10 protein-coding genes are annotated in these 12,486 nt (G+C 70.3%); 3 read left to right on the forward strand and 7 right to left on the reverse strand.

Going from position 1 to position 12,486, the window contains the following annotated elements; all coding sequences use genetic code 11:
• Positions 1-110: 110 nt before the first annotated feature.
• The gene (locus ACRX5S_RS28055; RefSeq protein ID WP_436775907.1) at positions 111-2,165 is read right to left on the reverse strand and encodes a catalase; all 2,055 of its coding nucleotides are present in this window, start codon (positions 2,163-2,165) and stop codon (positions 111-113) included.
• A gap of 323 nt (positions 2,166-2,488) precedes the next feature.
• On the opposite strand from ACRX5S_RS28055, the gene ACRX5S_RS28060 reads away from it, so the two are divergent.
• The gene (locus tag ACRX5S_RS28060; protein WP_436775908.1) at positions 2,489-3,352 is read left to right on the forward strand and encodes an SDR family oxidoreductase; all 864 of its coding nucleotides are present in this window, start codon (positions 2,489-2,491) and stop codon (positions 3,350-3,352) included.
• Positions 3,353-3,734: 382 nt separating this feature from the next.
• On the opposite strand, the gene ACRX5S_RS28065 is transcribed toward ACRX5S_RS28060, so the two are convergent.
• On the reverse strand, positions 3,735-4,463 hold the full coding sequence (locus tag ACRX5S_RS28065) for an IclR family transcriptional regulator (RefSeq protein WP_436775909.1): 729 nt from the start codon (positions 4,461-4,463) through the stop codon (positions 3,735-3,737).
• A 266-nt stretch (positions 4,464-4,729) separates the two neighbouring features.
• On the opposite strand from ACRX5S_RS28065, the gene ACRX5S_RS28070 reads away from it, so the two are divergent.
• Both ACRX5S_RS28070 and ACRX5S_RS28075 read left to right on the forward strand, forming a co-directional pair.
• On the forward strand, positions 4,730-5,956 hold the full coding sequence (locus ACRX5S_RS28070) for an amidohydrolase family protein (protein ID WP_436775910.1): 1,227 nt from the start codon (positions 4,730-4,732) through the stop codon (positions 5,954-5,956).
• A 95-nt stretch (positions 5,957-6,051) separates the two neighbouring features.
• Complete coding sequence (locus ACRX5S_RS28075; protein WP_436775911.1) at positions 6,052-6,792, forward strand: class II aldolase/adducin family protein; 741 nt, start codon at positions 6,052-6,054, stop codon at positions 6,790-6,792.
• Between the two features lie 132 nt (positions 6,793-6,924).
• On the opposite strand, the gene ACRX5S_RS28080 is transcribed toward ACRX5S_RS28075, so the two are convergent.
• From ACRX5S_RS28080 to ACRX5S_RS28100, 5 genes are all read right to left on the reverse strand, one after another.
• Positions 6,925-8,070: a hypothetical protein gene (locus ACRX5S_RS28080; protein WP_436775912.1), complete on the reverse strand. Its 1,146-nt coding sequence runs from the start codon at positions 8,068-8,070 to the stop codon at positions 6,925-6,927.
• 64 nt (positions 8,071-8,134) lie between these two features.
• On the reverse strand, positions 8,135-8,755 hold the full coding sequence (locus ACRX5S_RS28085) for a TetR/AcrR family transcriptional regulator (protein WP_436775913.1): 621 nt from the start codon (positions 8,753-8,755) through the stop codon (positions 8,135-8,137).
• A 125-nt stretch (positions 8,756-8,880) separates the two neighbouring features.
• Positions 8,881-9,288, reverse strand: a complete 408-nt coding sequence (locus tag ACRX5S_RS28090; RefSeq protein WP_436775914.1) for a nuclear transport factor 2 family protein — start codon at positions 9,286-9,288, stop codon at positions 8,881-8,883.
• Positions 9,289-9,340: 52 nt separating this feature from the next.
• Positions 9,341-11,074 carry an N-acyl-D-amino-acid deacylase family protein gene (locus ACRX5S_RS28095; RefSeq protein WP_436775915.1) on the reverse strand — a complete coding sequence of 578 codons (1,734 nt, stop codon included), beginning with the start codon at positions 11,072-11,074 and terminating at the stop codon, positions 9,341-9,343.
• Between the two features lie 88 nt (positions 11,075-11,162).
• Complete coding sequence (locus tag ACRX5S_RS28100) at positions 11,163-12,149, reverse strand: alpha/beta fold hydrolase (RefSeq protein WP_436775916.1); 987 nt, start codon at positions 12,147-12,149, stop codon at positions 11,163-11,165.
• Positions 12,150-12,486: the final 337 nt, after the last annotated feature.

Raw genomic sequence — 12,486 nt, forward strand, 5'->3', positions numbered from 1 at the left:
ACACTGACGCCGCCGGGCCGCGGCCGCTGTGCCCGGGTGCCGCCAAGCAGCCGCCCCGCATGCGGCCACGGCACAGCGGCCTTTTCGCCGGTCGGCCGAACGGCCGCCGGTCAGCGACTCCAGTGCCGGTGCGCGGAGACCGCGTCGGCGAAGGCTTCGACGAACCCCGAGATGTCCGTCCTTTCGTCCGTGACGATCCCCCGTCCGGTGGTGGGGACTCCCGCCGCTTCGAGCAGGCGCGAGCCGTCGCCGAGTGCGCCGATGGCTTTGCCGTGCCGGTAGGCGTCGCCCAGGAACTCGGCGGCCGACGGATCCCCCAGGAGCGTGGTCACGGCACGGGATCCGCCGGCGACCAGGACGGCGTCGTACAGCGGAGAGCCCATGGTGAGCAGTGACCGCAGGGCCTCGACCGGCCCGTCCGCCGTGTCCAGGGTGCCTTGGTGCGGGGCGACGACCTCGCACACGGCGCCGCGTTCGGCCATGGCCTGCATGGCGCCGGTCAACGGGCCGGCGTCCGCGCCGTCGGCGGCGATCACCGCGATCTTGCGGGTGGCGACCCCTGCGTCGCCGGCCAGGTTGTCCATGCTCAGGGCAGGTGACGGCGACGGCGAGGCGGTCTGTACGGGCGACGGAGCGTCCAGACCGAGGCCGTCGGCGACGCGCGCGGCGAGGTCCTGGTCGACGTGGGCGAGCTGTGCGACGACGTCCTCGCGGATCGTCTTCGTGTCGCACTTGCCCAGTTCGAAACGGAAGGCGTCGACGACGTGGTCGCGTTCCCAGTCCGCCAGGCTGCGCCAGAACAGGGCCGCCTGGGTGAAGTGGTCGCCGAAGCTCGGGCTGCGGCGCTTGATCTTGGCGCCGTCCACGGTCTCCTGGAGGTGCTGGTAGCCGTCGTCGGGACCGGCGGCCGCGGGACAGCCCATGCCCAGGCTGTTCTCGCTGTAACTGCTGCGGCCACGGTGGAGACGCATCTGGTGGTAGCCGTCGCGCTGGTTGTTGTGCACGTCGGCGACGGGGCGGTTGACCGGGAGCTGGGCGAAATTGGGTCCGCCCAGCCGGATGAGCTGCGTGTCCAGGTACGAGAACAGACGCGCCTGGAGGAGCGGGTCGTTGGTGAAGTCGACGCCCGGCACCACGTGTGCCGTGTGGAAGGCGACCTGCTCGGTCTCGGCGAAGAAATTGTCCGGATTGCGGTTCAGCACCATGCGGCCGATCGGCGTGACCGGGACCAACTCCTCCGGAATGATCTTGGTGGCGTCCAGCAGGTCGAAGTCGAAGTCGTGCTCGCGGTCCGACGGAACGAGCTGGACGCCGAGCTCCCACTCGGGAAAGTCGCCGTTGTCGATGGCCTCCCACAGGTCGCGGCGGTTGAAATCCGGATCCTGTCCAGCGATCTTCTGCGCCTCGTCCCACACAAGCGAATGCACACCGAGCTTCGGCTTCCAGTGGAACTTGACGAATGTCCCCTCGCCCGCGGCGTTCACGAAGCGGAAGGTGTGGACACCGAACCCCTGCATCGTGCGGTAACTGCGGGGGATGGCCCGGTCCGACATCAGCCACATGATCATGTGGGTGGTCTCGGGCTGGTTCCGTACGAAGTCCCACAGCGTGTCGTGGGCGGATGCGGCCTGCGGGATCTCGTTGTGCGGCTCCGGCTTCACCGCGTGCACGAAGTCCGGGAACTTCACGCCGTCCTGGATGAAGAAGACCGGCATGTTGTTGCCGACCAGGTCGAAATTCCCCTCGTCCGTGTAGAACTTCACCGCGAACCCGCGCACGTCTCGTACCGTGTCCGCGGATCCGCGTGATCCGGCGACCGTGGAGAACCGTACGAACACGGGCGTGCGCTTTTCGGGATCGGCGAGAAACGCGGCCCGCGTGACGTCGGCCATGGAGCGGTACGGCTCGAAGTAGCCGTAGGCGCCCGCGCCCCGGGCGTGCACCACGCGCTCCGGGATGCGCTCGTGGTCGAAGTGGGTGATCTTTTCGCGGAAATGGAAGTCCTCCAACAGCGAGGGCCCGCGTTCGCCGGCTTGCAGGGTGTTGTCGTCGTCATCGACTGGAACTCCCTGATTCGTGGTGAGTTCCTTGCCCTCGTCGTGCACGCGGTACTGCTCAAGCTGCTGGTCCTTGGCGTCGTTGGCGCCGTGGTGCTCCTGAGGCATGATCAGTGTCCCCTCGCCGGTGGAAGGCGACGACACCTCGGCGGCCGTCGCGCTGCGCGGGTACCCGTAGCCGCCCCGGGCACACCGCCGTCGGGGCTTCCTTCGGCCAATTGCATCCATCACCTGCGTCACGTGCCGCTCTTGTGCGGGGGCGCGCGTGACCGCCACCAGTTGTTTCCAGGGGAAGCCCGGCAGGGCAAGGCCGCGCATAGCGGGGGACGAGGCGGGTACCCGCGTTGCCGAGCACCCGGCGATCATCGACCGCGACTCGGCCGCGGGACGACACCGGCCCGTATTCCCCGTAGCAGCACGGATGGAGAACCATGCCGGACGACGAGCGGATCCCCGCCCAGGAGCAGCCGTACCCGGGGAGGACCGCCCCCATGACGCCGCGTCCGCGCGACGAGATGGCGGATTACCGGGGGAGCGGCCTGCTCCTCGGCAAACGCGCGTTGATCACGGGCGGCGATTCGGGGATCGGACGGGCGGTCGCGGTGGCGTTCGCGAAGGAGGGAGCCGATGTCGCCATCGGCTACCTCGCCGAGAGTGAGGACGAGGACGCCGCGCACACGGCCCGCCTGGTGGAGGGGGCCGGCCGCCGGTGCGTGGTGCAGCGCGCGGACCTGTCCGTCCGGGAGAACTGCCAGACGCTCGTGGACGCCGCGGTGCGGGGGCTGGGCGGGCTCGACGTGGTCGTGAACAACTGCGCGTACCAGCATCCGGTGGAGGATTTCGCGGATCTCGACGCGGAGACCTGGGAGTACACGTTCCGGGTCAACATCCACAGCTACTTCTGGACGACGCAGGCGGCGCTTCCGCACCTCGGTGACGGCGCGGCCATCGTGAACACCTCGTCGATCAACGGCCTGCGCGGCAACCGCACACTCATCGACTACTCGGCGACCAAGGGCGCTGTCCTGGCTCTGACGTACGCGCTGTCGCAGTCGCTGCGGGACCGCGGCATCCGGGTCAACTGCGTGGCCCCGGGCCCGGTGTGGACGCCGCTGATCCCGGCCACCTTCCCGGCCGAGCGGGTGCGGTCGTTCGGTGCCCAGGCGCCGATGGGCCGGGCCGCGGAGCCGGACGAAATCGCGCCGTCGTACGTCTTCTTCGCCGCCGGACGGCTGTCGAGCTATTACACCGGCGAGGTCCTCACCCCCGTCGGCGGCGAAACCCTGCCGGGCTGACGCACGCCGATCGCCCGTCCGCCACCCGCCTTTGACCGACACCCGCCCGCGGCCCAGCCGGTCGCGTCGGCGCGGGCCGCAGAGGCAGCGGCTACTTGTCGAGACACGGCGGCGCGTGCTCGGCCTCGGCAACACGGTCGACTGCGGGCCGAGCACGCTTGACCGTGGTTGGGGCGAGGGGCCGCGCCAACCGGCGGTGCGGTGGGCGGGGCGGACCCGGGGCAACGCCGGCGGCAGCGGGCAGACCTTCACCGCCGACGGGACGACGTGACGTCGCACCGATGGTGCAACGATGGCGCTCGCGGTTCCCAGGCTTCCGGCATCTTCTCGGATCGGTTGACACCCCTCCACGGCGGTCGGGGTGCCCGGGTCCGTCAGCCGATCAGCGGCGGTCGTGGCGGCTGCCGAGGCGTGCGGCGGCGGTGCTGACCAGGGCGCCGGCCGTTTCCTGGCGGTCGGGGGCGAATCGGCTGGTCGGTGCGCTGATGACCAGGGCCGCGGCGGGGCGGCCCAGGTCGTCGAGCACGACCGCGCCGACGGTGGTGATCTCCGAGGTCACCGCGCCGGCGTTGAGCGACCAACCGTGTTCGCGGGTGTGCTCCATCGCGGCGGTCAGGACCGGATCGTGCGGGTCGACGCCGTAGCGGGCGATCTCGGCGGGGTCCATTGCGCTGAACAGGGCGATCCCGGCGGCGCTGCCCGTGGGCGGGAGCACCGATCCCAGGCTCGGTGCCGCGCGGAGTTGGTGGCTGCTCTCCACCACGTCCACGGCCACGATCCGGCCGCCGTCGGGCAGGGCGAGCATCGCCGTCTCGCCGGTGTCGCGTGCCAGTTCCTCCAGTACGGGACGGGCGCGCGCCGGCAGGTCGGACGGGCGGCGGGACAGGCCGACCAGGATCAGGGGGCGGGCGGACAGCTCCCAGGCGGTCGGGCCGCCGCCGGCGGGCCGGATCCAGCCGCTGGCGTGCAGCGTCACGAGGACGCGTTGGACCGCGCTCTTGTCGCTGTCCAGCAGCCGCGACAGTTCGCCCACTCCCACGGGCTGGTGCTCGGCGACCGCCTCCAGGACCTCCAGAGCGCGCTGCACGCTCTGGATGGGTTTGACGCTCATCGACACGCTCCTCGACCGGACGGCACCGACGCACACCGTATCGCTCGGCGACACGGCGTCGCCGACGCGTCACGTCGCACGACCCCGCGGCGTCCCCGCGGCGTCCCCGCGATGCCCCGCGATGCCCCGCGATGCCTCCGAGGGCCCGGTGTCCATTGACCTTCATATTGCGGGCTCCTATAGTCCGAATCTAAAGGTCGCCTTGCAACACGCCGTATCGCCTGACGACACATTATGCGGGATTGCAGGGCCGAAGGGAGCCCCCCGTGACACAGTCCCAGCAGAGCCGGTCGACCCCGCCCGGACTCGACCCCGAACTGTTCCTGCCCGACCCCGAGCCCGCCGAGGTCCGCTACACGGTGATCTCGGTGGACGACCATGTCGTCGAGCCGCCGCACCTGTTCGAGGCCCACATGCCCGCGTCGCTGCGCGACCGCGGCCCGCGCATCGTCGAGACCGAAAACGGCATGCAGATCTGGGAGTTCGAGGGCGAGCGCTACTCGCAGGTCGGCATGAACGCGGTCGCCGGACGCCGCCCCGAGAGCGTCCGCCTCGAACCGTTCCGCTTCGACCAGATGCGCGCCGGCTGCTACGACGTGCACGCGCGCGTCAAGGACATGGACCTCGGCGGCATCTGGGCCATGCTCAACTTCCCGTCGCAGATCACCGGCTTCTGCGGCCGCGTCTTCGCGCACGCCGAGGACGTCGAGGTCGGCAAGGCCTGCGTACGCGCCTGGAACGACTGGATGTACGAGGAGTGGTACCTCGCGTACCCCGACCGCGTCATCCCGGGCGGCATCACGTACCTCTCCGACCCCGTCGAGGCGGTCGCCGAGATCGAGCGCAACGCCGCCCGCGGCTTCACCTCCGTGACCTTCCCCGAGCGTCCGCACGCCATCGGCCTGCCCTCGCTGTGGGAACGCGACCACTGGGACCCGATCATCCGCGCGTGCGTCGAGACCGACACGGTCATCTCGCTGCACGTGGGCAGCTCCGGCATGCACCCCACCCCGCCGGGCGGACCCACCCTCCAGATCGGGGCGACGATGTTCGGCCAGCTCTCGCTCGGCGCGTGCAGCGAATGGCTGTGGTCCGGCTACCCGGTCAAGCACCCGAACCTGAAGATCGCGATGAGCGAGGGCGGCATCGGCTGGGTCCCGATGCTCATCGACCGCCTCGACAACATCATCGACCGCTCCGGCTACGGCCTGGGCTGGGACGAACGCCCCGCCGACGTCCTGCGCCGCAACTTCTGGTTCTGCACCCTCGACGACCCGTCCACGATCGCGCTGCGCCACGTCATCGGCGTCGACCACATCATGCTGGAGACGGACTACCCGCACGGCGACGGCACTTGGCCGCACACACAGGACGTCGTCGAGCGCTACTGGGGCGACATCCCTGCCTCCGAACTCCGCATGATGTGCAGCGAGAACGCCGCGAAGCTCTACCGCCACCCCCTGCCCGACGTCGTCCTGCCCCTGGACGCCTGACGCCGGATTCCCGACGGACCGACAGATGTGACGGACCCGGCAGATCGAACAGAACTGACAGCCCGTCAAACTCCCTCAGGAAGGCAAGGCAACCCATGACGTTCGTGCCGACGGCCGACAAGCTCATCCCCGAACTCACCCCCGCCCAGGAGATCGTGCTGCTGGCCCGCACCCTGTGGCGCGAGGGCTACAACGACCACCTCGCCGGACACATCACCTACAACCTCGGCGACGGCACCCTGCTGTGCAACCCGTGGCTGCTCACCTGGAACGAGATCCGCCCCCGCGACATCATCCGCATCGACCTCGACGGCAAGGTCGTCGAGGGTGACTGGCCCGCACCGCTCGGCATACCGCTGCACCTGGAACTGCACCGGCTCCGCCCCGACGTCCAGGTGGCGATGCACAACCACCCGCTGTACGGCACGGTGTGGGCCGACATGGGGGAGGTTCCGCCCGCGTACGACCAGAGTTCCAGCCTCGGCGGCGGCGGGGACCTGGTCCTCGTCGACGAGTACCAGGGCGCCGTCGACAACAGCTCGGCCGCGGCCAGGACGGTCGCCGCGATGGGCGACGGGGAACTCGCACTGCTCGCCGGACACGGCGTGTTCGTGCTCGGCATCACCATCCGCGCCGTGCACCAGCGGGCCGTCGCACTGGAGACCCGGTGCCGCAACGCCTGGATGGTCCGCGCCGCGGGCGGCCGGACCACCAGCCCCCTGCCCGAGTCCTGGCTCGCCCGCACCCGCACCAGCGACGGCAACGGGTTCCGCGGCTTCTGGGAGGCAAGCGTCCGCGCCGAACTCGCCGCCGACCCCACGCTCCTCGACGACTGAACCGCAGCCGGAGCCGACCGCAATGCTGGAGCCGAGCGCGAGCCGGAGCCGCCCGCAATCCGGATCCGGCCGCGAGCTGGAGCCGCCCGCAATGCGGTGGCGTTCAGGCGGGAGCCGGTCCGCGGTGCCCGCCTATTCCCGGAAGCGCCACGCGAGGTGTCGGCGGCGCATTTGCATGGTCTCCCGGCGTTGGGCGGGGGTGACCGGGCCTTCGAGTGTCGACGCCGGGACGATCCGTGCGGACGGCGAGGGGGGCTCGTCCCCCTCGCCGGTGGGCCAGAACCAGCGGTAGATGAGCAGTCCGCGCCGGCGGCCGCCGGTGTCGAGCCAGTTGGGCCATCCCGGGTCGGTTCCGCCGACCGCGACGCGCACCCGTCCTTCGGCGGTCTCGACCTGGGTGAGGTTGAGCGACGTGATGCGGTCGTGGAGGTCGAGGTGCTCGAACGTCCCCATCGGGTAGAGCTGGAAGCTCCAGTAGCGGGCGGCTGGAACGTCCGTGTCGACCACGAGGGTCTCGTCGGCGTCGAGTTCCCAGTACAGGTGCACGTACTGGGCGAGGTTCAGGCCCTTCGCCCCGCGGTGCGAGGGCAGGAAGCGGTTCGTCGGGCCGGACGCCCGGCCGTTCTCCAGGTAGCGGTTCCAGTACACGACGGAGTGGTCGATGCTGGCGTGGGCGTCCCGGATGCGTTCCGCGAGGATCTCGTCGGTGACCGGGGTCGACAGGTCGGGTGCGTCGAGGCACTCGATCGTGAAGGTCGCCGGCTCCTCGGCCCGCCAGTCGATGTAGTACTCGCGGACGGTGCCCAGGACGACGTCGTCGGGGATGGGGATGCCGTCGGGGCCGCCGAGGAGCAGTTCGAACCGCTCGCCGCGGCGGAACCCCAGGTCCGAGGCGGTGAAGTCGGCGACCGTCGCGCCGTTCTGGTGCATGAAGGCGGTCCGGAGCGTCAGCAGCCAGTCGTCGCAGCCGTGCATGTGCCCGGCGATGCGGTAGCTCCGTGCCGGGTCCAGGCGGACGTGGCGGTAGCTGTTGTCGGCGTTCGGACCGCCGTAGCGGCCCACCATGTCCTGCTGCCGGTGCCACGCCGGCCGCGTCGGATCCGCGTGGAAGACGGACCAGCCGAGCCAGTTGACCGTCTGGTCGAGGACATGGCTCACCATCTCCAGCGGCAGGGCGCTCTCATACCCCTCGCCCAGGACCTCGGAGCCGAGCCCGTCGACCCGCGCACACAGCTCGTGCCACGCCCGAACGGCTCCTTGCGCCTCATTCACCGGCATCCCGCCCCAACCCACGATCACGCTCCGACGATTGCACGTTATGACATCGTCATACCGTCCGCAATCATGACTCCGCGGCGGGGATCAACGTCGTGACCAGCGGGGGAACCACAAGGTCGAACACCTCGTACACGCTCGGCCGATAGCGGATCATCGCCTGCAACTCCGGTTGGGCGTCGGCGAGGAGCGTGACCGGTGAAGTGCCGTCGCCCTCCTGCGGTCGCAGCGCCGCGTGGACAAGGCCGCCCACGGTGTACAGGAGTGCGTGCAGCGCCGCGCCGGCCTCCTCGCCGCGCAGCCCCGCCGACGCGATCTCGTTCGCCACGACGCGGTGCCAGGGCAGTGCGAGGTGTACGACGCCCACCCGCTCGGTCGAGAGCTTCGTGATGTGCGGGTATTCCAGACCGCCCTCGAACATCTGGCGCAGCAGGTGCACGATGCGCTCGCGGGGACTCCGGCTCGCCGGCGGCTGGGGCTCGTGCTGCTCGGCGAAGCGGGCCAGGGCGGCGTCCAGCACCTCGTCGCGGCCGCCGACGTGCCAATAGATCGTCGGCGTCGTCACACCCAACTGCTCGGCGAGCTTGCGCATCGTGAGCGCGTCCGCGCCTTCGCGCTCGACCATGGCCAGGGCAGCGTCAATGACATGTTCGCGGGTCAAGCCCGCGCGGACATGGGCGGCCGTCATACGTTCATCCTGGCAGTTGCGTCGGAATCCATGTGCAGGACGGCAAGCACACCAGCCCGCGCGCGAGTTCAACGCCGTGACAGGCGGCCGCCTCCACACCGAAACCGAGCGCGTGGAGGCGGGCATCACGGCTCGTACACGCGCCCCGGGAGGGCAATCGCGCCCCGGTAGTACAGGACGAACCTCCGTTGCCGGAACCGGCAGACGCCGTCGTCGCCTGTGCCCACGCGGTCGTGGTAGGCACCGATGAGTTCGCTCCCGGTGCCGTCCGCACGCCACTGCACCTCACGAACCTGCCACTGGGCCTTCTCCCCGTCGATCACGCCGTTCAGGATCTCCTGCACGCACAGGCGATAGGCGGAACGGGTGCGGCGGAACACGGCCACCGCGGCGTCGCGCCCGCGGATGGGATCGCGTCCGGGCATCGACCAGACCGCGTCGGCCGACCAGCAGTCCCCGAACGCCTCCGCGTCGGCCCGCAACACCGCATCGCAGTAGCGACCCACAAGGTTGCGAATCAGTTCGCTGTCCACCCGGTCAACCCGCCTGAGGGATCGAGAGTTCGCGTCGTGCGTGACAATGCGGTCAATGGGCGGCACGGACCAGGCGGCCCGGCCGGGCTCCGGTGTCGCGGTCGCTGCGTCGGGTGACTTCACCGTTGACGACCGTCATGACGTAACCGGTGGCGGGCTGGAGGATGCGCCGGCCGCCGGCGGGCAGGTCGTCCACGGGGTACGGGGAGTGCAGCCGGAGGTTGTCGAGGTCGATGACGTTCAGGTCCGCACGCTTGCCGACCGCGATGGCGCCGCGGTCGGTGAGTCCGACGGCCGCGGCGGTGGCCGCCGTGTGCTTGAACACCACGGTCTCCAACGGCAGTTGCGGCCCGCGGGAGCGGTCGCGTGCCCAGTGGGTGAGCAGGTAGGTGGGGGTGGAGGCGTCGCAGATCATCTTCACGTGTGCGCCGCCGTCGGACAGGCCCACGACGGTGTCGGGGTGGGCGAGCATCTCGTAGAGGTGGTCCTGGGACAGTTGCGAGTAGTTGGTGAAGGCACCGAGGAGCAGGTCGCCGGCGGCGATGTGGTCGTACAGGACGTCGTAGGGGTCGCGTCCGGTGGCCGCGGCCATCCCCGCGATCGAGCGGTCGGCGGTCGGCTCGTAGTCGGGCGGGTCGCCGAGGACGAAGGTGAAGGGGAACAGGTACGGGCCGCGTTCGGCCAGCGCTTCGAACTGGCGGCCGGGGTCCGGCGGCAGGTTCTCCTCCGCGAGGATCCGCGCCTTCACCTCCGGCTTGCGCAGTTCGGCGAGGAACTCGGTGTACGGCAGCTCTTGTTCCAAACGGCGCAGCGTCGGTCGGCGCATGAGGTAGTGGTAGCTCGCCGCGCCGAGCAGCATCCCGCCGGGCCGCCCGGCGACCTGGGGCAACAGCCGGGCCCCGTCGGCGTTGGCCGCGCGCACCGCCTCAAGTTGGCGGCGCCACAGGTCGGGGGCGCCGAGCGCCTGGACCATCAGGAAGGAGACGGGGACGCCCGCCTTCTTCGACACGTCCGCCAGCAGCGCGATCTCGCCCAGGACCAGTTCGGGGTCGTCACCGGTCTCGCCGGTGGGAACGGCCTCGAACAGCCCGCCCCCGGCATCGGCCATGGCCTGGGCCAGGCCCACGAGTTCGGCGGAGTTCGCGAAGGTTCCCGGCACCAGAGCACCGTCGAGGGTCTTGTGGTTGAGCGAGCGGGACGTGGAGACCCCGATCGCCCCGGCCCGGACGGCGGCCCGGACGTGCTCGGCCATCTCGGCGATGTCCTCGGGCGTGGCGTCCTCGTTGCGGGCACCGCGCTCGCCCATGACGTACAGGCGCAGCGCGGCGTGCGGCAGGAACGCGGCGACGTCCATGGCGAAACTGCGGCCCCCGACTGCGTCGAGGTACTCGGGGAACGTCTCCCAGGCCCACTGGATGCCCTCGTGGAGCGCGGTGCCCGGGATGTCCTCGACGCCTTCCATCATCTCGATCAGCCGCTTCTGGCCGCCGGGGCGCACGGGGGCGAATCCCACGCCGCAGTTGCCGATCACCACGGTCGTCACGCCGTGCGCGGCCGAAGGGTCGAGCTGCGTGTCCCAGGTGACCTGGCCGTCGTAGTGGGTGTGGATGTCGACGAACCCCGGGGTCACCACCAGCCCGGAGGCGTCGACGACCTCGCGGGCCTCCCCTACGACGGTTTCGGCGACTTCCGCCACGAGGCCGCCGACTATGGCGACATCTCCGGTGAACGCCGCACGACCCGTGCCGTCGACGATCATTCCGCCCTTGATCAGCAGATCGAACACTGTGGTTTCCCTTCTTGTCGCGCGACCCGCGGTCGCAGGCCCGGGCAATGGACACCCTTGAGTCGTGCCGACCGAGGGCAACGGCCACTCAGCGCAGCCGGTCGCCGAAGTACGCGGTGACGAGTGGGTTGAAGAGGTCGGCGCGCTCCCACTGGAGGAAGTGGCCGGCGCCGGGCAGGACGACCGGGCCCGTCCGGTCGGTGAAGGCGACCTCGCACGTGTGCAGGAAGTCGGGCCCGACGACGTGGTCGTCCATGCCGTACAGGATCATCGTGGGAACGTTCACCTTGCTCGACATCAGCGGCGGCTCGCTCGCCTTGCGACCGTACGCCAACTGGTAGACGGCCCAACTCGCCCGCAGTCGCTCGTCGGTCGCGAACGGCTCGGTCATGAAGTCGACGTCGGCGGCGGAGAAGCCGCCGGGTGAGGCCCAGAGGCGGTTCCCGTACATGTCCCCGATGTAGCGGCGGCGCCGCTCCGGAGTGTCGAGCTCCGCGGCGAGCTCGTCCGGAGTCGCGCCCTGGCGGTGCCGGTAGTCGGAGGTCGGCCCCGCGCCGATGCTGACGATCGCGGACACGTCGATGCCTGCGGCCGCGTATTCCTCGACGATCATCGGCGGAACCGTGTCGAAGTACACCAGCTTGTCGACGAAACCGGGATATCGGTGCACGAGGTCGACGGCGGTCGCCCCGCCCACGTCCCCGGCGACCACACCGCAGCTCTCGTGGCCGATCACGTCGTGCACGAGCAGGTACAGGTCCCGGCTGTACGCGGCGAGGTCGTAGACGTCGGATGCGGACAGGTCGGAGTCCCCGAAGCCGCGGAGATCCGGGACGATCACCTCGAACCCGGCCTCGACCAACGGCTGGATGTTGCGCCACCAGATCCGCTTGGTCTCCGGATAACCGTGCACCAGAAGCAGCGGATACCCGCCGACGCCCTCGCGGACGTACGCGATCTCCAGCCCGTCCCGGCCCGGCGTCGCCGGGACGGCGCTCCGATGGACCGGGAACGCGTCGAGGGGCGGTGCGGGGGGCTGGGGCGGGCGAAGGCGGACGTCGTAGTGCAGGGCCATCGTGCAGCAACTCCCGGACACCATCGGTAGTCATGGCCGGAACGACGGCCACCGAGGAACGTCTGGAAATTAACACTTGTTCGAGTCAAGAACCATAGGAAGGCGCCCCCAATCCATGACATCGTCATAGACCGCTCGGCCCTCAGCCTGTCGCTGGTGCGTTCGGGCCCGTCGTGGCGGCCATGGTGTGGTTCGGGGCCGGGACGGACCCGCAGGCCCCGATCTGCGCAGCGATCTGCGCAGCGATCTGCGCAGCGGTTTGTGAGTACGTGCGCCTCCCGCGTTCCTGGTCGGCAACGCGGCGCGCTCGGGCGCGGTCCGGCCTTCGGCAGGACCG

The organism is Yinghuangia sp. YIM S09857 (assembly GCF_051388915.1).
Classification (GTDB): domain Bacteria; phylum Actinomycetota; class Actinomycetes; order Streptomycetales; family Streptomycetaceae; genus Yinghuangia.